This is a genomic window from Bradyrhizobium sp. CCBAU 51753 (assembly GCF_015291565.1).
GTDB classification, from domain to species: domain Bacteria; phylum Pseudomonadota; class Alphaproteobacteria; order Rhizobiales; family Xanthobacteraceae; genus Bradyrhizobium; species Bradyrhizobium ivorense.
The window spans coordinates 1690009-1710281 of sequence record NZ_CP030037.1 but is presented as its reverse complement, the minus strand read 5'-3'; the positions used below and the strand labels follow the sequence as shown (position 1 = coordinate 1710281).

Sequence of the window (20273 nt, the reverse complement as noted above, 5' to 3'; positions counted from 1 at the left end):
CGCGCAAAGGGCGGCGCAAGTTTCGCCACCCCTTTGATCCGTCTCGACGGTTTCCATTCTGAAATAGCCCGTCGCGTCTTCCGTAAAAGTGGATACCGGTTTTACGGTCGGAAGACGCGACAGATTTTAAATCTGACGCATTTTCGGACGGCGAACCGGGAACCACTTCGCCTGAAAATGCTACGTTAGCTATTAAGTTTCGCTTAACCCTGTTTTTGCAGCCAAACCATGGATTTGGCGAGTCTTTTCGCGGGTGCGGCCAGCGCCGTCCGCAGCATTTTTGTTATCAGACATTACGCTGGAACCGGCCCGATAATTCGCCGAACCCCTCGATCAGGGCCTCGGTCCCGTCGGCTTCTGCCATCCGGGCCTGGATATCCTGCAACCATGCCAGATTGGCCTCGCTGGAGTCCTCCGCCAAGGCCGCTTCCGCATCCTTTTTTTCCCTAAGTAAGGCGTGGGTTTTCTGATGCAAGGCAACAAGTTGGCGCCACGTCGATAAAACATCCTCGCGCGCCGCACCGATCTGCGTACCCCACACCGCCTGGGTTGTGATCGCCCGCTCAACCCTTTGAAGTACCTGCGAAAATCCACCAGCCTCGAGATCGGCCCGCATCTTCTCGGCCTGCTCCTCCTCGTCCAGGGAATGGTGGTGATCGTTGGCGAAGGCCGCAATGATGGCCGCGCGGAGCTTGTGGGCCTCGGGATGGGCGAGCTCGAGGGCCGCGACCTCCTCCAGATGGTCGTGTAGCAGCCAAGGATGGTTGATCAGGGATTGCAGGATCAGGGCCTCACGACGGGAGATCGCGCTGCGCTGTCCCCGCATGATCGGGCTATTCGCCAGCTGCGGGCTCGCCGCCTGGTACGGCCCCCGCAAAATCCCGGGGGTGGGCGCGCCCTTGGGGGCAAACCGGCCGGCCTGCGCCGGGCCGCGGGGTGCAAATTGGCGGGGTGATTCGCCGCCGCGGCCGCCGCGAAAATTGCCGCCGCCGTAACCGCCCTTGCCGTAGCCGCCGCGGCCGCCCTCGGGCGCAAAAGTGCGCTGCAGCCGATCCTGCAGATCCTGGCGGTAATAGCGGCGCACTACCTCGTCGCGGATGCCATTGGTCAGTTCGCCGATCCGCGCCTCCAGCGCGGCACGGCGCTCGGGCGTCCCAAAACTGCCGCCCTCGATCTCGCGCGACCAGATCATGTCGGCGAGCGGACGCGCCGCCGAGATCACCTCCTCGATCGCGCCGCGGCCGCCGGAGCGGGCCAGATCGTCGGGGTCCTGGCCTTCCGGCAGCAGCGCAAAGCGCAGGCTCTTGCCGGGCTTGAGATGCGGCAGCGCGAGGTCGGCCGCACGGTAAGCTGCCTTCTGACCGGCGCGGTCGCCGTCGAAACAGAGCAGCGGCTCGTCGGCCATCTTCCAGAGCAGCGCGAGCTGGTTCTCGGTCAGCGCGGTGCCGAGCGGCGCGACCGCGCCGGGAAAGCCCGACGTCACCATCGCGATGACGTCGACATAGCCCTCGACCACGATCAGCTGCGCGCCGTCATGCGCGGCCTGGCGCGCGGTGAACAGGTTGTAGAGGTTGTCGCCCTTGTGAAACAGCGTGGTTTCCGGCGAGTTCAGGTACTTTGCCGGAACGTCCTTCTCCAGCGCGCGGCCGCCGAACGCGATGACGCGGCCGCGGGCGTCGGTGATCGGAAACATCACGCGGTCGCGGAAGCGGTCGAACGGCACCGGCTTGTCCTCGCCGGACACCAGAAGCCCGGCCTCCACCATGTCCTCGGTGGAAATGCCCTGCGCGCCGAGATGCTCCTTCAGCGCAAAGCGATCCGGCGGCGCGTAGCCCATGCGGAACTGGAGCTGGGTGGCCGGCGAGATGGCGCGGTCGGCGAGATAGCCGCGCGCCTTGGCGCCGTGGCGCGAGGCCAGCGTGTCGGCGAAGAATTTTGCCGCCAGCTCCATCACGTCGTGCAGGGTGCGGCGGTGCTGCTCATGCCGCGCCGCATCGGCCGTCACCGCCGGCAGCGGAACACCCGCCATCGCGGCGAGCCGTTCCACCGCCTCGGGGAAGGTCACGCCCTCGGTCTTCATCAGGAAATCGAAGATGTTGCCGTTCAGCCCGGACGAAAAGTCGAACCAGGCCTGCTTCTGGTCATTGACGAAGAACGACGGCGTCTTCTCCTGCTGGAACGGCGACAGCCCCTTCCACTCGCGCCCGGCCTTCTTGAGCTTGACGCGCCTGCCCACGACTTCCGAGACCGGAAGCCGGGCGCGCAGCTCATCGAGGAATTCCGGCGTGAAACGCATCTGGCTCGGGTTCGGTACGAAACGATCATCGATATAGTGGGGAATTCCTCAGACCACCAAGTTTATCCGCCTCCACCCGCTATCCATAGTATCCACACCCCCGTCATTCCGGGGCGATGCCAACAGGCGCGGCCCGATGACAGGCTCCGCACGAGCCCGGACTCCATGCATCCGCATCGTCGGCCTATGGATTCCGGGCTCAGCCCTTTCGGGCCGCCCCGGAATGACAAGTGGAGTGACCATGTGGCTGACTTGCCCTCTCCCCGGTTCCGCGCTTGGATGGCGCCATGTTTACGACATTCAGAGGCGGACAGAGCGGCGGCTGGAAGGTGACGTCGATCGCCCGGATCAAGGGCGAGACGTTGCCGAAGGTCGCGGCGCTTTCGGTGATTGCGAGCGAGGCGATCGCGCTGCCGCTGTTGCCGTCGCAAACCGCATGGCGGCTCGCCGGCGTCGCCAGCCATTTGCGCTACACCGAGAAGGCGGAGAAGGAGCAGCTTGCCGCGGTGCAGGCCGGGCTCGGCCGCAGCGAGGCAACCCAAGCGGCGTTGATCCCGATCCGGAAATCCGCCGCCTGGTGGGAGCTGACCCAGGACGAGCGGCGCCAGATTTTCGAGGACAAGTCGCACCACATCTCGGGGACCCTGAAATACCTGCCGGCGATCGCGCGGCAGCTCTACCATTCGCGCGACCTCGGCGTGCCCTTCGACTTTCTGACCTGGTTCGAATTCGCGCCCGAACATGCGGCGCTGTTCGACGAGCTGGTCGCCATGCTGCGCGCGACCGAGGAATGGAATTATGTCGAGCGCGAGGTCGACGTCCGCGTCGAGCGGGAAATCTAGGATCTAGGCGATCCGCCCGAGGCCGTCGGCGCTCGCCCGTAGGGCCGGCACGAACGTATTCACCATCTGCGAAATGGTAACGCGCGCCGACGACGCGCTGGCGCTCATCGCCGCCACCACGTTGCCGCGGCCGTCGAACACCGGCACCGCGATCGAGCGCAGCCCGATCTCGAGCTCCTGGTCGGTGGTGGCGTATCCGTTCGCTCGTGCCTGCTTGACGGCATCGCGCAGCGCCGCCTTCTTCACCAGCGAATGCCGGGTGCGGGCCGTGATCTCCGTCTCGTCCAGATAGTCGGCGACGCGATCGTCCGGCCAGCCGCCGAGCAGCACCCGCCCGGTCGCCGAGCAATACAGGTCGATGCGCGTTCCGAGCTGGATGCCGGTCGTCACCAGCCGCTCGGCCTCGGCCCGCGCCACGAACAGCGCGGATTGGCCATCGAGCACCGCGAGCGAAATCGACTCGTTCAGCCTGTTGCGCGCCGACACCAGGAATGGCTGCGCGATCTCCGGCAGCGAGCGCGAGCCGGAATAGCCCGAGCTCAATGCGAGCAGCCGCGCCTGCGGCCGGAAGTATTTTCCGTCGAAGTCGAGATAGCCAAGCTCGGCGAGCGTCAGCAGGCATCGCCGCGCCGAGGCGCGCGACGTTCCTGACACCTCCGCCGCCTCCGTGATCGTCAGGCGCCTTCGCCGCGGCGAGAAGGCCTCGAGGATCGCCAATCCCTTGGCGAGGCCGGCCATGCCCTCCGGCAACCGTGCTTCAGTTTTGCAATCCTGCATGCTCTGGACGCCGTGTTGACAACAGGAAAATTCGGAATGATTCTAGGTTGATCACTTGTTCGTTATACGAACAAATCACGGCGCTGGCAACGACCGCGCGCCACGGAGTCGGGAGGTATTCATGCTGGATCAGGTCAGCGGCACGCCGCGCGCAAGCGATCGCGTCTGGTCGAACGACGGCGTGACGCGCGTTCCGTTCTGGATATTCCAGGACAAGGCGATCTACGCCGCCGAGCAGCAGCGGATCTTCCAGGGACCGAGCTGGAACTTTCTCTGCCTCGCGATCGAGGTGAAGAACACCGGCGACTTCGTCACCACGTTTGTCGGCGACACGCCGGTGATCGTCTCGCGCGATTCAGACGGCGAGCTCTATGCGTTCGAGAACCGCTGCGCGCATCGCGGCGCCCTGATCGCGCTGGAGAGCCGTGGCAACACCAAAGCATTCACCTGCGTCTACCACGCCTGGAGCTACGACCGGCAAGGCAACCTCAAGGAGGTCGCGTTCAAGGAAGGCATCAAGGGCAAGGGCGGCATGCCGCCCTCGTTCTGCATGGAGCAGCACAACCCGCGCAAGCTCCGGCTCGCCGAAGCGTTCGGCGTCGTGTTCGGCAGCTTCTCCAACGACGTGCCGCCGCTGGAGGAGCATCTCGGCGAGGAGATCTATTCCCGGATCGGACGTGTGATGAGCGGGCGGACGCCGGTCGTGCTCGGCCGCTACACGCAGGCGCTGCCCAACAACTGGAAGCTCTACATAGAGAACGTGAAGGACTCCTACCACGCGAGCATCCTGCATCTGTTCTTCACGACCTTCGAGCTCAACCGTCTGTCGCAGACCGGCGGGATCATCGTCGATCCCACGGGTGGTCACCATGTCAGCTTCTCCGCCATCGATCCGAATGCTGCGAAAAGCAGCGACTACGACGCGCAGGATTTGCGCTCCGACAGCGAGTTCAAGCTCGCCGATCCGTCGCTGCTGCAGAGCTTCAAGGAATTCCCCGACAACACGACGCTGCAGATTCTATCGGTGTTTCCGACCTTCGTGCTGCAGCAGATCCAGAACGCCATCGCGGTCCGGCAGATCGTTCCCCGAGGTCCCGACAAGACCGACCTGCATTGGACCCTGCTGGGCTTCGCCGAGGACACGCCCGAGCAGCGAATGACGCGGCTGAAGCAGGCCAATCTGGTCGGCCCGGCCGGCTACATCTCGATGGAGGACGGCTGCGTCGGCGGCTTCGTGCAGCGCGGCATCCTGGGCGCGCCCGATGAGCAGGCGATCATCGAGATGGGCGGCTCCGGCACCGACTCCAGCGAAAGCCGGGTCACCGAGGCCTCGGTGCGCGGCTTCTGGAAGGCCTACCGCGCGCGGATGGGCGTTTGAGGTCATGCACGTGAGCAACACGACCGGCCTCATCAACCACGTTCAGAACGCCTATGCGCGCTGCATCGACAGCGGCAACCTCGAGGCCTGGCCCGACTTCTTCGAGGACGACTGCGTTTACAAGATCACGACATCGGACAATTTTGCGCAAGGTCTGGAGGCCGGCGTGATCTTCGCCAACTCCAGGGGCATGCTGCGCGACCGCGTCGCCTCGCTGCGCGAGGCCAATATCTACGAGCGCCACGTCTACCGACACTTCCTCGGCCAGGCGTGGATCGTCGCCGAAAGCGCGGACGAGGTCCGCAGCGAGACATCGTTCTTCGTGGCGCGGATCATGCGCGACGGCACCACCGACGTCTATGCGACCGGCCGCTACATCGACCGCTACGGCATGCACGGCGGCGAGCCCAGGCTGCGCGAGCGCATCGTGGTCTGCGACAGCTCCCGCTTCGACACCTTGCTGGCGTTGCCGCTATGACGCAGGACAGCAAGACCATCGCGCTGACCATTGGCGATCCCAATGGCATCGGTCCGGAGATCGCGGTCAGGGCCGCGGCGGAGCTGCGCGCGAGCAAGGATATCCGCATCGTGCTGGTCGGCGACGCGCACGTCGTCAGGCACTATGTCGAGCGCGTCGGTGCGGGCGCCCGGCTGCAGCCGTTCACGGCTGCCCCCGCGGCTGATGGCGCCATCCTGCTGCATGCAGTCGACGCGCTGGCCGCATCCGAATTCCGCCCCGGCCAGATCGAGGCCGCCGCCGGGCGCGCCACCATCGCCTATGTCGAAGCCGCGATCGGCTTGGTCCGCGATGGCAGGGCCGACGCGATCGTCGGCTGCCCGCACAACGAAACCGCGGTCAACGTCGCCGGCATTCCGTTCTCCGGCTACCCCGGCCTGATCGCGCGGCTCACCGGCACGCCCGAAGAAAAGGTCTTCATGATGCTGGTCGGCGGCGGCTTGCGCATCCTGCACGCGACGCTGCACGAGCGCATCCATCATGCATTGGCGCGGCTGACGCCTGATCTGATCGAGGAGGCCGGGCTCGCCTGTGCGTCCACGCTGCGGCGGCTGGGAGTAGCACACCCGCGCATCGGCGTGTTCGGCATCAATCCGCATGCCGGCGAGAACGGCCTGTTCGGCGATGACGATGATCACATCACCGCACCCGCCGTCGCCCGGCTGCGTCAGGCCGGCATCGCGGCCGAAGGCCCGGTCGGCGCCGACATCATGCTCGGCCGCAAGGACATCGACGGCTTCGTCGCGATCTATCACGACCAGGGCCACATTCCGATCAAGCTGTTGGCCGGGCGCAACGCCTCGGCGCTGTCGGTCGGCGCCGGCGTGCTGTTTTCCAGCGTCGGTCACGGCAGCGCCTTCGACATCGCCGGTCAGTGCAAGGCCGACCACTCGGCCGTGCTGCGAACGCTGCGGCTGATTGGCAATCTGCCCGCCGACAAATCCACCACGCAGGCGGGCATCGCATGAGCTTCAATGTCACCGTCGCCGAGCATGGGGTGACATTCCCTTGCGAGCCGCGCGAATTCGTGCTCGACGCCGCTGAGCGCGCCGGCTACGCGATGCCGTCGTCGTGCCGGAAGGGTGCCTGCAACACCTGCGAAGCCGGCCTGCTCGGCGGCGAAGTCGACCAGCGCGGTCGCGGACGGCGGACCGCCGAGGACCGCACCGCGCTGATGTGCCGGGCGCGCCCGCGATCCGACCTCGTGATCAAGCCGAAGCGGTTCGAGCGGATCGACATCTTCCGCCGCAAGACCATCACGGCAACGGTCTACCGGCTGGCACGGCCGGCCGCCGACGTCAGCATCGTGACGTTGCGCTTTCCGATTGGGCTGCGCGCCCCGTTCAAGGCCGGGCAATATCTGCAGGTCATCATGGACGACGGCGAGCGGCGCAACTTTTCGCTGGCCAACGCGCCGCGCGACAATGACGGGGCGGAGCTGCACATCAGGCACGTCTCCGGCGGCAGATTCTCGACGCAGATCCTGCCGCGGCTGGCGGTGGGGGACACGCTACAGATCGAGGCGCCGTTCGGCGATTTCTTCCTGCGCAAATCCGGGCGGCCAGCGATCCTGCTGGCCAGCGGAACCGGTTTTTCACCGATCAAGTCGATCGTCGAGTCCGCGATCCATGCCGGCGCCCAGCAGCCGATGCATCTCTACTGGGGCGCCCGGACGCGGGAGGACATCTATCTGGCCGATCTGCCGACGAAGTGGGCGAAGCGCTTTGCCTGGTTCAGCTTCACGCCGGTGCTCTCGGAGCCATCGCCGTCCTGGACCGGCCGCACCGGCCTCGTGCACGACGCGGTGCGCGAGGACCATGGCGACCTTTCCGCTGCCGACGTCTATGCCTGCGGCAATCCGCTGATGGTGAGCGCCGCGCAGCGCGACTTCACCGAAAACCATCGCCTGCCGGACGCGCAATTCTTTGCCGACGCCTTTGTCGAGTCCGGCGCTCCCGCAGACCTCCAACCGATTGTGGCTCAGACATGAGATTTTACACCGCCGCCCGCATTGCCCTGGGCATGCTCGCCGCCGCCACGCCGCTCGCCGCGCAGGCGGACGATGCGGCCGGCTATCCGGCCCGCCAGATCCGGATCGTCGTGCCGTTCCCGGCCGGCGGCACCGCGGATACGCTGCCGCGAATCCTCGCCGAGAGACTGCGCCAGAAATGGAATCAACCCGTCATCATCGACAACCGTTCGGGCGCCGGCGGCAACATCGGCGCCGAGGCCGTCGCCGGCAGTGCGCCCGACGGCTATACGCTGCTGGCGAGCCCGCCCGGTCCGATCGCGATCAATCAGTCGCTCTACGCCAAGCTTGGCTACGATCCATCCGAGCTGAAGCCGGTGGCGCTGATCGGCATCGTGCCGAACGTGCTCGACGTGCGCCCCGGCTTTCCGGCCAAAACCGTCAAGGAGCTGATCGACTACGCCAAGGCCAATCCGGGCAAGGTCACCTTCGCCTCGCAAGGCAACGGCACGACCTCGCATCTGACGACCATCCTGTTCCAGAAGCTGACCGGCACCACGATGGTGCACGTCCCCTACCGCGGGACGGCGCCGGCACTGCAGGACATCATGGGCGATACGGTCGACCTGTTCTTCGACAATCTCGGCTCGTCGCTGAGCCTGCACCAAGGCGGCACGCTGCGCATTCTCGGCGTCGCCGGTCCGACCCGCGCACCCTCGCTGCCCGACGTGCCGACGGTCCGCGAGACCGTGCCCGACTTCACCTCGGTGACCTGGTTCGCGCTGATGGCTCCGAAGGGCACGCCGGACGACGTCATCGCCAAGCTGAACGCGACGGTGACGGAGCTGCTGCGCGAAGACGACGTGCGCGGCCAGTTCGGCAAGCTGGGCGTGCAGGTCGATCCGATGGATGTCGAGGCGACGGCAAAGTTCATCGCGGCCGAGCGCGTGCGCTGGGGCGAGATCATCAGCACGGCCCACGTGACGGTCGACTGAACCAGCGCGTGGTCGATCCCTCTAGTGTTCCAGGAATCGTCCTGACGCGATCCGCGGCAGGTCGGTCACCGGCCAGTTGTAGAGATAGGTCCAGGCCTCACTGATGCTGCCGTCGGCGAGCCTGACCGGCAGCATCTCGCGGACATATTCGGTCGGCGGCGGAAACCCCTCGCCGCAGGCCTCGTACATGTCGAACTCATCCAGCATGGCGTCGCGCGCGCGCAAGCGGAACAGCTCGCCATGCACGATGTCGGCAGGATCGTCCGATCGCACCAGCCCCGGATAATGCTTGACGAGATAGAGCCGGCCGCGGCACTGCGCCTCGCCGAGGAAGTCGGCATTGCCCGCCAGCAGTTTTGCCATCGGATGGTCGAAGCCGCGCATCAGCGTGCCGTAGACAAAGAGAAGGTCGGAGGTCATGGCCTTCTATGTCATTGCGAGCGGAGCGAAGCAATCCAGGCCGCTCACGCCGCGGCCACCTCCTCGGTCACCACCACGAATTTCGTCAACGTCATTCGGCCAAAACTCGTGGTCAGCGCGACGTCTGCGGCGTCGCGGCCGGTCGCCATCAGGATGCGGCCGATCCGCGGGGTGTTGTGGCGGGCATCGAAGGTGTGCCACTGGCCGGAGAGGTAGACCTCGAACCAGCCCGAGAAATCCATCGGCGCCGGGTCGGGCGGCACGCCGATGTCGCCGAGATAGCCGGTGCAGTAGCGCGCGGGAATCCCCATGCAGCGGCAGAAGGTCAGCGCGAGATGGGCAAAGTCGCGGCAGACGCCGGCGCCGCTCTCGTAGACATCATGCGCCGACTTCATGTGGTGGGCATGCTGATAGCCGAAGCTGACATGGTTGTGGACGAAATCCGTGATCGCCTGCACCCGCGCCCAGCCCGGCGGCGTGTTGCCGAACAGCGACCAGGCGATGTCGGTCAGCTTGTCGGTCTCGCAGTAGCGGCTCGCCATCAGATAGACCAGCATCTCGTCCGGCAATTGCTCGATCGGCAGTTGCTGCGCGGCTGGATTGACCGCGTCGGGCACCCCGGAATCCCGCACCAATGCATTGCCGCGGAACGTGACGCCGCCGGCCGGCGCAACCAGCCGCCCGCAGACATTGCCAAAGCTGTCGCGGTAGAAGCCGACCGGCACGTCGGGATCGGTCGTGATCTGCTCGGTGCCGGCGATGTCGGCGAAGCGCGACGGGTGGATCGACAGCATGATCACCATCGGCGTCGGCTGCGGAGCCGTGTAGGTGATCTCGAAGCCGACCCCGATCTGCATCGTCACGCCATCTCCCTGTTCGCACTCTGGCTGGCCGAGACCACGTCGATATCGACGTCCATGCCGACAAAGGCATCGGCCGGACCGAGATAGACGCCGTGCAACGGGATCGCCTGGCGGGGATCGCGGGCCACCGCGACGCGGATCAGATCGCGCGTACCGACGATGCCGTTGGTCGGATCGAACTCGATCCAGCCGGCGCTTGGCAGATAGGCCTGCACCCAGGCATGCGTCGAGCCGCCGCCGAGATAGCCTGCGCCATCCGACGGCATCGCCAGATAGCCGGAGACAAAGCGCGCGGCCATGCCGAGCCGGCGCAACGCCTCGATCATGAACAGCGCATAGTCGCGGCAGGTGCCGGACCTCGTCTGCAGTGTATCAAGCGGATGCTGGGTGCCGCGCTCATGGCGCTTGCGGTAGCTGAACTCTTCCCTGATCGCATGCGTGATGCCGCTCAGGATCTTGAATGTCGGGGTCGGCGCCTCGGCATCCAGGAAGCGGCGCGCCCACGCCGACAGCTCGCCGTTCGGATCGCCGTATTGCGGCGTGACGAACTGCTGCACGTCGGGATATTCCTCATCGTCGTAGAGGAAGGGATAGAAATAGGCGGGATCGTCCGGCGTCAGCGCGAAGGCTTCCGCGGTGTTGAGCTCAACCGTCGCGGTCGACACGAACGACAGCGTGTCGGCGCGCTCGTCGAAGGTCGCGATCGCCACACTGTTGCCGAATACGTCGTGGATCCAGCGTAGCGACATCGGCGCCGGATCGATCACCAGCGCACTGTCGAGCACGCGCAGATCGTGGCCGTCGCGCGGGCGCAGCATCAGGCGGTGCTCGCCAAACGCCACCGGGCGGGCGTAGCGATAAACGGTCTTGTGATGGATGGTCAGCAGCGGCATCGTCGACAATCATCGTGATTCTGGATTGGATAATCTATAGAGGGTACTGCTCGATTCCAGATCAGCGTGCCGCCTGAATAGGCAAAGTTGAGGAAAAAAGCCGTTGAATTACGCTGGTGGTCCATCCGTCCTGCTCGCAAGCACCGATGCGTCACCGGTCCTCGAACATAATTCCGACGGCCGCTCGCCGTTCCTGTTCACCTGCGATCACTACGGCCGCCAGATCCCCGCGCCGCTCGGCGACCTCGGCCTGCCCGAGGGCGAGTTGGTGCGCCACATCGCCTGGGACATCGGCATCGCCGGGGTCGCCACGCAACTCGCCGACCACCTCGGCGCGCATCTGGTCGCGCAGCGTTATTCGCGGCTGGTGATCGACTGCAACCGCCCGCCGCATGTCGCAAGCTCGATCCCGCTGATCAGCGAAGCCACCACCGTTCCCGGCAATGAGGGGCTGACGCGCGAGGCGGCCGAGCTGCGCCGCACGCAGATCTTCGATCCCTATCACGCACGGATCGACGAGATCATCGAGCGGCGGCTGCGCGACGGCATGCCGACGGTGCTGGTGGCGCTGCACAGCTTTACGCCGGTCTATGCCGGGATCGCGCGGCCCTGGCACATCGGCACGCTCTATCATCGCGACACCGTGCTGCCGCCGCTGCTGCTGAAACATCTGCGCAGCGAGGGCGATCTCGTGGTCGGCGACAACGAGCCCTATGCGGTCAGCGACGAGACCGACTACACCATCCCCGTGCACGGCGAGAAGCGCGGCCTGATGAACTCCGGCATCGAGATCCGCCAGGACCTGATCTCCGACCAGGCCGGCGAGACCGCGTGGGCCGACCGCCTGGCGCGCATCCTCGGCGAGATCGAGACGACGCTGCGCAAGGAAGCGAAGATCTAGCCGCGAAACGAGATTGGATTCGAAATTCGCTCATCTCTCCCGCTTGCGGGAGAGAGGCACGATCCGATGCAGCTACTGCTCGACCTAATCTCATCACGCTCCGGCGGCCCGCGATCAATCGGGCCTCGCCGCAGCTCTCAGCCCAGCGACACGCCGGCCTTGGCGCGGCTGATGCCCAGCGCAACAATCCGCTGCAGCAGGTCCGGGTAGTCGAACCCGTCATGCCGGGCTGCGGTCGCGAACTCCTGGCTCTTGGCGATTTCGGGATTGGGATTGGCTTCGATGAAATACGGGATGCCGTCGGCGGAGAGGCGAAAGTCGATGCGCGCATAGCCATCGAGCCCGAGCGCCCGGTAAATGCGCTTGGCGGTATGCTGGATGCGGGTCGCCAGTTCCGGCGCCAAATCCTTGGCGGGCCCGTCGACGATTCCGACGCGTTCCTGATAGCTGGTATCGTGCTTGGCTTTTTCGGTGGCGATGCGTCGTGCGCGCTGGCCGCCCATGCTGCCGAATTCCAGTTCCCAGACCGGCAACGCGCGCAGCCGGTTGTTGCCGATGACGCCGACATAGAGCTCGCGTCCCTCGATATATTGCTCGGCGATCGCGGCCGATCCGATCCGCTCGTGAATGAAGGCGACGCGCTCGGCGAGCTTCTCGTCGGTATCGACGATCGAGGCCTGCGAGATGCCGAAGGAGCCGTCCATGTTCAGGCTCTTGACGATCAGCGGCAGCGCCAGCCGCGCCGGCCGCTTCACCTTGCGGCGCATCGGAAACACCGCAAACGCCGGGACCGCGATGCGGCGATGATGCACCAGCGCCTTCGACAGATCCTTGCCGCGCGCCAGGATCAGGCCGCGCGGGTTGCAGCCGGTATAGGGAATCCGCATCAGTTCGAGAAAGCTCGCAATGTGCTGGTCATACACGACCTCGTAGTGGAACTCCTCGAGCAACGTGAACACCACATGCGGCTTGAAATTCTCGATCTCGTCGCGCACCGGCTTGATTTCTTCCTGCACGCCCAGCGGCCGGACTTCGTGGCCGGCCGCGCGCAAGGTGCTGACGACATCGTATTCGGTCTTCCACGCATTGATTTCCTGCGCGGAGTATCCGTCGGACGAGTCCGGCGGCACGAAGTCCGGATGCATCAGCACGAGAATGCGAAGGCGCCTCATAGCGCAATCCATTTCCGCCGCGACGGACCAAACAGCGCGTGCATGGTCTTGGCGGTCAAGAGGATGGTGAAGTTGGTGACGAGCTTGTGCTCGGGCCCGACCGCGCGCAGATTGAGCTCGCGGCAACGCGAGATCATGTCATCGAGCACGGCATCGAGCGTCAACTGGTTCTCGCCGGTCCACTGCGCGACCAGTTGCCTGATCCTCGCGCGGTGGCGCCGGATGAACACCGCCGCCGGCGGCGAGCGCACATGCTTGATATCGGCGGAGAACAGCCGGGACAGATCGCGGTCGTAGGTCTTCGGCGGACTGAAGGCGTAGAACGCCTGCTTCTTCCTGTAGTGCTCGGCAAGCGTCTGGCTGAGGGTGTGCAGCGGATCGACCCGCTCCCGGTTCACGACCAATGGCCGCTTGCCGGCAATCTCGCCCATCAGCTCGTCGACATATTCGAGCTTCTTCAGCGCCGGCCAGCCGGCATAGCGCGTGCGCCAGTTCGAGCGCGGCCGCAGCCACACCGCAAAGGTTTCGGCGAAATCCTCGTCCGGATGGCTCTGCGCGTACCACAGCCGCAGATGCTGGACGTAGTTCCGGCTGGCCGGATTGGGCCGGTAGTAGCGCGGGTAGTGTTTCGAGGACGGCCCGAACAGCTGCTGCCAGCGCCGGCGACGCTGCAGCTGGTAACCGTGCTGCAGGGCATGGCCGGCCTCGTGACGGAGAATCGCCATGCACTGCGACCAGGTGCCGCCCTCGACGTCGAGCATCATCTTCTTCTCGAGCTTCATCAGGCGAGGATGGGCGAGATAGAACGGGATGGCGATGCCGGGCACGTTGGCCGGGCTGAACCATTCGCTCGAGATCCACGCGTGCGGCCGCAGCCGGATGCCGCGCTCTTCCAACTCTTCGTGCAGCGTGCCGAGACAATCCTGAAGCCAGGTGCCCTCGACCGCAACCCGCAGGCTGCTGAGACGTTGCCCGAGCAACTGCTCATCCGACAGTTTTTCCCAAGCAAATTTCCGCCGTGGCATGGGCCTCCAGAAACCATGACAATTCGATGTCCGGATGGTGACATAGGTTGCCGCCGGCAACAACCGCCGGGCTGCATCGCGACCGTCGCGCAACAGACATGGTGTCGTGCGGCGCTGTTCGTTCCGTCATCCTGAGGTGCTCATGAAGCGAGCCTCGAACGATCGACGGCCGCCAGCCGGGCCGGTTCATCCTCCGAGGTCCAGCAGCGCAACTGCGCTGCTGGGCTTGCACCTCCAGCGATAAAGGCGAAGCCTTTGCGCGAGGATGACGATTTGGAAAATCGTAACACAAAGCTCGGCCCTTTGCTCAGATGCGTCAGGACTACTGTCTTTCACAAACGTCGCACCGCCTTGCGATCGAGCGCGCGTTTTCGGATAAGTGCAGCAGGATCGGACAAATCGCAGTCGCTTCAGGAAAGACCCCAGACCCGTACCGCGCCTAGAACGCATCGAACGCGCAAGACAGACCCTCTCACCGGCGAGAACAGGTCCATGAGCAAGCCGCTTGCGCGAGCTATTTCGCAGAATCAGGCAGGCGCGTCTCCGGTGCAGCAAGACGATTTACCGACCGGCGAACGCCCGCATGCCGACGCGGAAATGGCGCGGGTGCTCAAGACGGCGCCGCTGCACATGGCGTCGGACCCAACCAGCGGCATGATCACCTTCTGGAGGCATGATCCGCTGCACGACGTGGTCCGGCCGATGGCCGACCACGTCATCATGACTTTTCCCGCCGAGCCGGTGCGGTTCGAGCGCCGCGACGGCCGGGCGTTTGTCAACGGAATGACGCGTCCCGGGACTGTCACGGTGATTCCGGCCGGTTCGACCTCGCGGTGGGATATCTTTCAGCCCTTGAGCGTCCTTCAGCTCTATCTTCCGCAGACAACGCTCGATCGCGTTGCCCTCGAAGCCGGCACCGCCGCGGCCGGCGACCTCGTGGAGCGAACCGCGCATCCCGACCCCATCACGTCCCGATTGCTGCTGAGCGCGGCCGATGCGCTCGAAGGCTGCGCGGCGCTGGATACGCTGTTCAGGCACCAATTGACCGACCTTTTGGCGACGCGCCTGCTCTCGGCGCACGCCGGCGCACCTGCCGCGTTCCGGCCGATCATGGGCGGGCTGTCGCCCAGGGTGCTGAGCCGGACCATCGAGCGACTGCGTTCGGATAGCGACACCGACGTCTCGCTTGCCGCCCTGGCTGCGGATGCAGGCCTGTCGCGCTTCCATTTCTGCCGCGCGTTCAAGGAAAGCACCGGGCTCTCCCCGCATGCCTGGTTGCGCCAGCATCGGCTCGAGCAGGCCATGAGCATGCTGCGCGACACCGACGTGTCGGTCGTCTCGGTCGCGGCCGCGCTCGGCTATTCCTCCCAGACCGCCTTCGCCGCGGCGTTCAGAAAGTTGACCGGGGAAACCCCGAGCGATTGGCGGCGACGCGTGCGGTGAATGTTCAAGTGCAGCGTCGAAGGGAAACAAGCGATGAAGACATTTCTCAGCATCGGAGCGGGCCCGGGAATGGGTTTCGCGACCGCCGAGCGCTTTGCAAGGGAAGGCTTTCAAGTGGTTCTGGCCGCTCGCAGGCTCCCCAGGGCTCAGGAGCTGGCCGATCGACTCATGTCGAAAGGTTACAAGGCCGAGGCGCGGAAAGTGGATGCGAGCGACGCGAAGAGCGTGGCGGAGCTGGTCGCCGAAGTTGAGACGCAGCACGGCTCGGTGGACGTCCTGCACTACAACGCCGCGTCCTTGCGCAAGGCGACGCTCGCCGAGCAGCCGCGCGACAGCTTCAATTTTGATCTGGCCGTGAATATCGGAGGCGCGCTTGCTGCCGCTCAGGCCGTCGCTCCGAAGATGGAAGCGCAACGGTCCGGTACGATTCTGTTGACGGGAGGCGGCTTCGCCCTTGCCCCGAGCCCGGACTTTCTCTCGATCAGCATCGGCAAGGCCGGCATTCGCGCGTTGGCTCACGGGCTTTTCGAACAGTTCCGGGCCAAGGGAATCCATGTCGCGACGGTGACGGTCTGCACCCTGGTTGCCCCGGAATCGAAGGAAGCCTCAGCGGTGGCGGACCAGTTCTGGCATCTGCACAGCCAGCCGAAGGACTCCTGGACGGTCGAAGCGAACTACGGACTGTGATTTCGGGGTACTGGGGATCTCTCAGTGCGGCTTGCCGAGGACGGATGCAAAGGACAGGACGCAGATCTCATCGCCGGCTTCGTCGCTGACATGCATGGCCCAGTCGCGCCAGTCTTCCAGGCTGGCCGTCGCGACCAGCGATCGCATCGCGCAGGTGGCCGCCTCGCACGCCTCGGTGAGGCTGGTGACGGCGGTGCCGCGGCGATCCATCAGCACGCCTTGGGTGTTGGAGCAGTGAAAATAGACCTGGGTCATGCACGTGTCCTCGCGGGATCCGGGTAAGCCGGCTCGACCCCGCATGACCGAACTCTACGCGGCCGAAGCCGGGCCATCTGTGAGGCTGCTCACACGCGCGGCGGCGCTGCGGACAAGTGCTGATCGCAAGTTTGTGAGCTGCTAGAGCTCCGTTCCGATGGAATCGGAACGGAGCTCTAGATTCTCGTTTTGACGCGTCTTCTTCACGCGAACCGGTATCCACTTCGCTGGAAAACGCTCTATCCGCGGAACGGCGTCAGCAGGACGTGCGGATCGGTCTGCAGGTCGGAATTCCTGCGCAGATGCTCCAGCATGAATTTAACAAAGGCCCTGACCCGCGCCGGCAGACCCTTGCGGCTAGGGTAGTGCAGCGAGATCTCGAGGCCGGGCGAGAACATCACCGCGCACGCACTGGCGTCCTGATCAATAGGATCGGCGCCGCCAGATGAACAGCAGATAGAGCAACGCCGGTAGACCGAGCGCCACCCAGGAGATGGCATCCCACAAGCCGTCGCCGACCAGCGCGCTGATCAGTCCGACCGTGCTGAGGATCGCGATGACGAGCGGGGCCGCGAAGATCTGGGCCAAAGAGCGATGCGAGATCATCAGCGGCGCGACGACGACAAGAGTGGATTATCGATCGCCCCGGCATTGGCGATCGCGCGTTCCTGGCTGACGCCGGCCTTGCGCCGCCGCCACCACAAATAGAGGCCGGTGACCAGGATGAAGATGGTCAGGATATCCAGCAGCGCCCAGACGATCTTCAGCGGCATGCCGCCATAGTCGCCGAAATGCAGCGGCTGCGACACGAACAGCGTCAGCACATACCAGGGCATGTCGCGGCTGTCGGTCAATTTGCCGGTTTCCGCATCGATCAGCGCCGGCTTGAGCAGCCGCGAGGTCAGCGGCGTGTCGCCATGCAGGAACACGGCGTAGTGGGTCTTGCTGCTGAACAGCGTGCCTGGAAATGCGACGAAGCTCGGCGTCATCCCGGGCACCGCCTCGGTCGCCACCTGCACCGCCGCATTGACCGAGGTCAGCTTCGACGGCACGGGCCGGTCGCTGTACTGCGCCGTCATTTCGGCGAGCTGGCCGAACTGCCACATCTTCAGCACGAGATCGGCCCAGGTGTTGATGACGCCGGTGAAGCCGACCACCAGTGTCCAGGCCACCAGCAGGATGCCGGCGAGATTATGCACGTCGAGCCAGCGCACGACGCGGGTGCGCTTGGCGCGGTAGGCGCCGAACCGCAGCTTGCGCATCGAGGGCGCGTAGACCACGATTCCGGAAATGATCGCGACGCAGAACAGGATTCCCATCAGCCCGAGAAACAGCTTTCCGGGCAGGCCGGCGAACATGTCGGTGTGCAGCTTCAGCATGATGTAGGTGAAGCGCCCCGTCACGTCGGGCGCATCGAGATAGGCGCCGGTGTGCGAATCCATCCGGATCAGCAGGTTCTTGGTCGGATCGGCGTCGATGGTCGGGCCGACGCTGACGAACATGGCGTTGGGATCGTCGCGATCCCAGATCAGGAAGTGCGGCACCTTTCCCGGCGCCTGCGCCAGCGCGTTGGCGAGCATGTGGTCCAGATTGGCGAGCGGCGTGCCGGCCGGCACGTCGGCCGCCTTGACCTGCTCATGCAGCAGATCGTCGATCTGCTCGTGAAAGATCAGCGGCAGGCCGGTGATGCACAAAAGCAGCATGAACAGCGTGCAGATCAGGCTGGTCCATTTGTGGACCGCGCCCCAGCGCCGCAGGGATGTTGTGGTCGACGTCAATTGAATTGCCAATTCCGGATCATCTAACGCGCGCGTCAGATGCATTTCATCGCCACGTCACTAGCATGATGAGATCGGCGCGCAGCGGTGCGGCTCTTAGAACCCGTCCAAGGTCCGGCTATCTCGCTGCTTCTGTTGCGAACCCGCAACGCGCGTTGAAGTAGGCTGCGGCAATTTCGCCCACTTCAGTCGAGGATACTTAGGATCGTTCTAATCGATCGCGGTCGCCTGCCCGCCGCTATTGCGAACCGTTGATCGGATTCTCTGGAGAGCCCAGCCCCGAACCGGTCGAACCGATCGGCCGTCCGTTGGCGGCATGGCCGACGCCGACGCCGGGCCCGCCGACGGTGTTGTTGGCCGTCCCGCCACTGCGATCCAAATTCTCCGTGACGCCATGTTCCGTTCCATTGCCACCCCCGCCGACAATGCGTGTCGGCAGAGATGGTTTCGCGGAAAGGCGGCACCACACTCAGGCGGCCGCGTGGCCGGCAGGTGCCACGGCTAGGCGAGCCCCAGACCGCCGTCGGCCGCGATCACCTGGCCGGTCATCCATTCCGAGGCCGGGCCGGCAATCCGAACGATCCATTCAGCAACATCGTCGGGCACACCGCGCCGGCCGAGCGGAATGCGCTCGCGTTCCTGCTGCTTGATCGCTGCCGCCTGCTCCGGGGAGAGCCCCATCATGCCGGTCAGCGCGCCCGATTCGGTGGGCCCCGCCGCCACCGCGTTCACCCGAACGCCGAACGGCGCGAGCTCCAGCGCCCAGCAGCGCGTCAAATGCTCCAACGCCGCCTTGCTGGCGGCGTAGTGCGACAATCCCGCCGCCGGCTTGTGGCCGAAGGTGCTCGAGACGTTGACGATGCTGCCCCGCGTGGCCCGCAGGTGAGGAAGCGCGGCCGCCGCAAGCAGGCTGGGGCCGATCACATTGACCGCGAAGATATCCATGATGCGATCAGCTGCCGCATCGGCCAGCGGCAAGATCGCGCCAGCGCCCGCATTGTTGATCAACGCATCCACCCTGCCCCAGGTCTCGATCGCCTTGGCGATGGTGCGCGCGGCGTCGTCCGCGGAGGCCGCATCCGCAACCAGGCCCACGATGCCCGGGTGCTCCGCAACCGTCTGCTCGATCGGCCCGGCACGTCGTCCGGTTACGAGCACCCTGTCGCCCTGCCGGGCAAAGCGAAGCGCCGCCGCGCGCCCGATGCCGGAGCTCCCGCCGGTGACAATAATGACTTTCGCGTCCTGCATGTTGGTTCGCCCTTCTGTCACTGCGCGGTCCAGCCGCCATCGACCGAGATCGCGGTCCCCGTGATCTGATCGGCCGCGCCCGAGCACAGGAAAGCCACAGTGCCGCCGAGCTGCGCCGGCGAGACGAACTGCAGCGACGGCTGCTTCTCCGCCAGCAACTCCTTCGCTGCATCCTGCTGGCTGATGCCGCGCTGCGCGGCGATGTCGTCGATCTGCTTGTCGACCAGCGGCGTACGCACCCAGCCGGGACAAACCGCATTGCAGGTCACGCCGCTGCCGGCGGTCTCGAGACCGACCACCTTGGTCAGGCCGATCAGCCCATGCTTGGCCGCGACATAGGCGGCCTTGTGCGTCGACGCGACGAGCCCATGCGCGGAGGCAATGTTGACGATGCGGCCCCAGCCCTGCTTCCGCATCTGCGGCACCGCGGCGGCAATACCGTGGAACGCGGCCGACAGATTGATCGCCAGGATCGCGTTCCACTTCGCGGCCGGAAATTCCTCGACCGGCGCGGTGAACTGGATGCCGGCATTGTTCACGAGAATGTCGAGCCGGCCGTATTTCTCAACCGTGGCGGCGATCAATCCGCGCACCGCCTCCTCCTTCGACATGTCGGCGCCGTCATAGGCGACGCGCACGCCATACTCGCGCGTGATGCCAGCGCGGATCTGTTCGATCTCCCCGGCATCGCCAAAGCCGTTCAGCACGATGTCGGCGCGGAGCCTCGCCAGCTCCCTGGCGATGCCGAGCCCGATGCCGCTGGTCGATCCGGTCACGATCGCGACCTTGCCCTTCAACATGACAATTCCTTTCG

At 65.3% G+C, this 20273-nt stretch carries 22 protein-coding genes; 9 read left to right on the top strand and 13 right to left on the bottom strand.

Translation table 11 applies throughout. The features are described 5' to 3' along the window. Nucleotides 1-286: 286 nt before the first annotated feature. Nucleotides 287-2296 carry a DNA primase gene (gene dnaG, locus XH93_RS07910; protein WP_194473068.1) on the bottom strand — a complete coding sequence of 670 codons (2010 nt, stop codon included), beginning with the start codon at nucleotides 2294-2296 and terminating at the stop codon, nucleotides 287-289. Nucleotides 2297-2583: 287 nt separating this feature from the next. Here dnaG and XH93_RS07905 point away from each other — a divergent pair, with 287 nt between their 5' ends. Then, a complete protein-coding gene (locus tag XH93_RS07905; protein ID WP_139859124.1) occupies nucleotides 2584-3138 on the top strand; it encodes a chlorite dismutase family protein in 555 nt (184 codons plus the stop codon). 3 nt (nucleotides 3139-3141) lie between these two features. Here XH93_RS07905 and XH93_RS07900 read toward each other — a convergent pair whose 3' ends face one another. Beyond that, the gene (locus XH93_RS07900; RefSeq protein WP_210340450.1) at nucleotides 3142-3915 is read right to left on the bottom strand and encodes an IclR family transcriptional regulator C-terminal domain-containing protein; all 774 of its coding nucleotides are present in this window, start codon (nucleotides 3913-3915) and stop codon (nucleotides 3142-3144) included. Between the two features lie 121 nt (nucleotides 3916-4036). Between XH93_RS07900 and XH93_RS07895 the strand changes: the two genes are divergently transcribed. From XH93_RS07895 to XH93_RS07875, 5 genes are read left to right on the top strand one after another with little or no spacing between them, the layout of a single operon-like run. After that, complete coding sequence (locus tag XH93_RS07895) at nucleotides 4037-5293, top strand: aromatic ring-hydroxylating dioxygenase subunit alpha (protein WP_194473067.1); 1257 nt, start codon at nucleotides 4037-4039, stop codon at nucleotides 5291-5293. A gap of 10 nt (nucleotides 5294-5303) precedes the next feature. Then, the gene (locus XH93_RS07890; protein WP_246799506.1) at nucleotides 5304-5771 is read left to right on the top strand and encodes an aromatic-ring-hydroxylating dioxygenase subunit beta; all 468 of its coding nucleotides are present in this window, start codon (nucleotides 5304-5306) and stop codon (nucleotides 5769-5771) included. Continuing rightward, nucleotides 5768-6778, top strand: coding sequence for a PdxA family protein (locus XH93_RS07885; protein WP_194473065.1), 1011 nt, complete (start codon nucleotides 5768-5770; stop codon nucleotides 6776-6778). The genes XH93_RS07890 and XH93_RS07885 overlap by 4 nt, the downstream gene beginning before the upstream one ends. After that, nucleotides 6775-7800 carry a 2Fe-2S iron-sulfur cluster-binding protein gene (locus XH93_RS07880; protein ID WP_194473064.1) on the top strand — a complete coding sequence of 342 codons (1026 nt, stop codon included), beginning with the start codon at nucleotides 6775-6777 and terminating at the stop codon, nucleotides 7798-7800. Before XH93_RS07885 ends, XH93_RS07880 begins: the two co-directional genes overlap by 4 nt. Further along, nucleotides 7797-8774 carry a tripartite tricarboxylate transporter substrate binding protein gene (locus XH93_RS07875; RefSeq protein ID WP_194473063.1) on the top strand — a complete coding sequence of 326 codons (978 nt, stop codon included), beginning with the start codon at nucleotides 7797-7799 and terminating at the stop codon, nucleotides 8772-8774. The genes XH93_RS07880 and XH93_RS07875 overlap by 4 nt, the downstream gene beginning before the upstream one ends. Before the next feature lie 21 nt (nucleotides 8775-8795). Here XH93_RS07875 and XH93_RS07870 read toward each other — a convergent pair whose 3' ends face one another. The 3 genes from XH93_RS07870 to XH93_RS07860 are packed head-to-tail and all read right to left on the bottom strand — an operon-like array spanning nucleotide 8796 to nucleotide 10950. Then, a complete protein-coding gene (locus tag XH93_RS07870) occupies nucleotides 8796-9194 on the bottom strand; it encodes a gamma-glutamylcyclotransferase (RefSeq protein ID WP_194473062.1) in 399 nt (132 codons plus the stop codon). 44 nt (nucleotides 9195-9238) lie between these two features. Beyond that, nucleotides 9239-10051, bottom strand: a complete 813-nt coding sequence (locus XH93_RS07865) for a transglutaminase family protein (RefSeq protein WP_194475026.1) — start codon at nucleotides 10049-10051, stop codon at nucleotides 9239-9241. 2 nt (nucleotides 10052-10053) lie between these two features. Then, nucleotides 10054-10950, bottom strand: coding sequence for a transglutaminase family protein (locus XH93_RS07860; RefSeq protein ID WP_194473061.1), 897 nt, complete (start codon nucleotides 10948-10950; stop codon nucleotides 10054-10056). A 103-nt stretch (nucleotides 10951-11053) separates the two neighbouring features. Here XH93_RS07860 and XH93_RS07855 point away from each other — a divergent pair, with 103 nt between their 5' ends. After that, nucleotides 11054-11851 carry an N-formylglutamate amidohydrolase gene (locus XH93_RS07855; RefSeq protein WP_194473060.1) on the top strand — a complete coding sequence of 266 codons (798 nt, stop codon included), beginning with the start codon at nucleotides 11054-11056 and terminating at the stop codon, nucleotides 11849-11851. Nucleotides 11852-11988: 137 nt separating this feature from the next. Here XH93_RS07855 and XH93_RS07850 read toward each other — a convergent pair whose 3' ends face one another. Next, nucleotides 11989-13023, bottom strand: coding sequence for an ATP-grasp domain-containing protein (locus XH93_RS07850; RefSeq protein WP_172626701.1), 1035 nt, complete (start codon nucleotides 13021-13023; stop codon nucleotides 11989-11991). Next, on the bottom strand, nucleotides 13020-14048 hold the full coding sequence (locus XH93_RS07845) for a putative zinc-binding metallopeptidase (protein WP_139481019.1): 1029 nt from the start codon (nucleotides 14046-14048) through the stop codon (nucleotides 13020-13022). The genes XH93_RS07850 and XH93_RS07845 overlap by 4 nt, the downstream gene beginning before the upstream one ends. A gap of 492 nt (nucleotides 14049-14540) precedes the next feature. Here XH93_RS07845 and XH93_RS07840 point away from each other — a divergent pair, with 492 nt between their 5' ends. Both XH93_RS07840 and XH93_RS07835 read left to right on the top strand, forming a co-directional pair. Beyond that, nucleotides 14541-15491 (top strand): AraC family transcriptional regulator, encoded by a 951-nt coding sequence (locus XH93_RS07840; protein ID WP_194473059.1) that lies wholly within the window; start codon nucleotides 14541-14543, stop codon nucleotides 15489-15491. A gap of 33 nt (nucleotides 15492-15524) precedes the next feature. Then, the gene (locus XH93_RS07835) at nucleotides 15525-16178 is read left to right on the top strand and encodes an SDR family NAD(P)-dependent oxidoreductase (protein WP_194473058.1); all 654 of its coding nucleotides are present in this window, start codon (nucleotides 15525-15527) and stop codon (nucleotides 16176-16178) included. A gap of 21 nt (nucleotides 16179-16199) precedes the next feature. On the opposite strand, the gene XH93_RS07830 is transcribed toward XH93_RS07835, so the two are convergent. From XH93_RS07830 to XH93_RS07805, 6 genes are all read right to left on the bottom strand, one after another. Then, the gene (locus XH93_RS07830) at nucleotides 16200-16433 is read right to left on the bottom strand and encodes a hypothetical protein (protein ID WP_194473057.1); all 234 of its coding nucleotides are present in this window, start codon (nucleotides 16431-16433) and stop codon (nucleotides 16200-16202) included. A gap of 239 nt (nucleotides 16434-16672) precedes the next feature. Next, a complete protein-coding gene (locus tag XH93_RS07825) occupies nucleotides 16673-16831 on the bottom strand; it encodes a hypothetical protein (protein WP_194473056.1) in 159 nt (52 codons plus the stop codon). Nucleotides 16832-16856: 25 nt separating this feature from the next. After that, on the bottom strand, nucleotides 16857-17039 hold the full coding sequence (locus XH93_RS07820; protein ID WP_194473055.1) for a hypothetical protein: 183 nt from the start codon (nucleotides 17037-17039) through the stop codon (nucleotides 16857-16859). Then, nucleotides 17039-18136: a PepSY domain-containing protein gene (locus tag XH93_RS07815; protein ID WP_244622124.1), complete on the bottom strand. Its 1098-nt coding sequence runs from the start codon at nucleotides 18134-18136 to the stop codon at nucleotides 17039-17041. The genes XH93_RS07820 and XH93_RS07815 overlap by 1 nt, the downstream gene beginning before the upstream one ends. 576 nt (nucleotides 18137-18712) lie before the next feature. Further along, entirely contained in the window at nucleotides 18713-19459 is a 747-nt protein-coding gene (locus tag XH93_RS07810; protein ID WP_194473054.1) for an SDR family NAD(P)-dependent oxidoreductase, read from the bottom strand. A gap of 17 nt (nucleotides 19460-19476) precedes the next feature. Continuing rightward, complete coding sequence (locus tag XH93_RS07805) at nucleotides 19477-20259, bottom strand: 3-hydroxybutyrate dehydrogenase (RefSeq protein WP_194473053.1); 783 nt, start codon at nucleotides 20257-20259, stop codon at nucleotides 19477-19479. Nucleotides 20260-20273: the final 14 nt, after the last annotated feature.

Bases quoted from the DNA above. Each gene is read 5' to 3' on its own strand.
- XH93_RS07865 (WP_194475026.1), bottom strand. From the start codon at position 10,051: ATGCAGATCGGGGTCGGCTTCGAGATCACCTACACGGCTCCGCAGCCG.
- XH93_RS07845 (WP_139481019.1), bottom strand. From the start codon at position 14,048: ATGCCACGGCGGAAATTTGCTTGGGAAAAACTGTCGGATGAGCAGTTG.
- XH93_RS07885 (WP_194473065.1), top strand. From the start codon at position 5,768: ATGACGCAGGACAGCAAGACCATCGCGCTGACCATTGGCGATCCCAAT.
- XH93_RS07820 (WP_194473055.1), bottom strand. From the start codon at position 17,039: ATGATCTCGCATCGCTCTTTGGCCCAGATCTTCGCGGCCCCGCTCGTC.
- XH93_RS07805 (WP_194473053.1), bottom strand. From the start codon at position 20,259: ATGTTGAAGGGCAAGGTCGCGATCGTGACCGGATCGACCAGCGGCATC.
- dnaG (WP_194473068.1), bottom strand. From the start codon at position 2,296: ATGCGTTTCACGCCGGAATTCCTCGATGAGCTGCGCGCCCGGCTTCCG.
- XH93_RS07840 (WP_194473059.1), top strand. From the start codon at position 14,541: ATGAGCAAGCCGCTTGCGCGAGCTATTTCGCAGAATCAGGCAGGCGCG.
- XH93_RS07880 (WP_194473064.1), top strand. From the start codon at position 6,775: ATGAGCTTCAATGTCACCGTCGCCGAGCATGGGGTGACATTCCCTTGC.
- XH93_RS07815 (WP_244622124.1), bottom strand. From the start codon at position 18,136: ATGCTGCTTTTGTGCATCACCGGCCTGCCGCTGATCTTTCACGAGCAG.
- XH93_RS07850 (WP_172626701.1), bottom strand. From the start codon at position 13,023: ATGAGGCGCCTTCGCATTCTCGTGCTGATGCATCCGGACTTCGTGCCG.
- XH93_RS07870 (WP_194473062.1), bottom strand. From the start codon at position 9,194: ATGACCTCCGACCTTCTCTTTGTCTACGGCACGCTGATGCGCGGCTTC.
- XH93_RS07825 (WP_194473056.1), bottom strand. From the start codon at position 16,831: ATGTTCTCGCCCGGCCTCGAGATCTCGCTGCACTACCCTAGCCGCAAG.
- XH93_RS07810 (WP_194473054.1), bottom strand. From the start codon at position 19,459: ATGCAGGACGCGAAAGTCATTATTGTCACCGGCGGGAGCTCCGGCATC.
- XH93_RS07835 (WP_194473058.1), top strand. From the start codon at position 15,525: ATGAAGACATTTCTCAGCATCGGAGCGGGCCCGGGAATGGGTTTCGCG.
- XH93_RS07860 (WP_194473061.1), bottom strand. From the start codon at position 10,950: ATGCCGCTGCTGACCATCCATCACAAGACCGTTTATCGCTACGCCCGC.
- XH93_RS07875 (WP_194473063.1), top strand. From the start codon at position 7,797: ATGAGATTTTACACCGCCGCCCGCATTGCCCTGGGCATGCTCGCCGCC.
- XH93_RS07900 (WP_210340450.1), bottom strand. From the start codon at position 3,915: ATGCAGGATTGCAAAACTGAAGCACGGTTGCCGGAGGGCATGGCCGGC.
- XH93_RS07905 (WP_139859124.1), top strand. From the start codon at position 2,584: ATGTTTACGACATTCAGAGGCGGACAGAGCGGCGGCTGGAAGGTGACG.
- XH93_RS07895 (WP_194473067.1), top strand. From the start codon at position 4,037: ATGCTGGATCAGGTCAGCGGCACGCCGCGCGCAAGCGATCGCGTCTGG.
- XH93_RS07830 (WP_194473057.1), bottom strand. From the start codon at position 16,433: ATGACCCAGGTCTATTTTCACTGCTCCAACACCCAAGGCGTGCTGATG.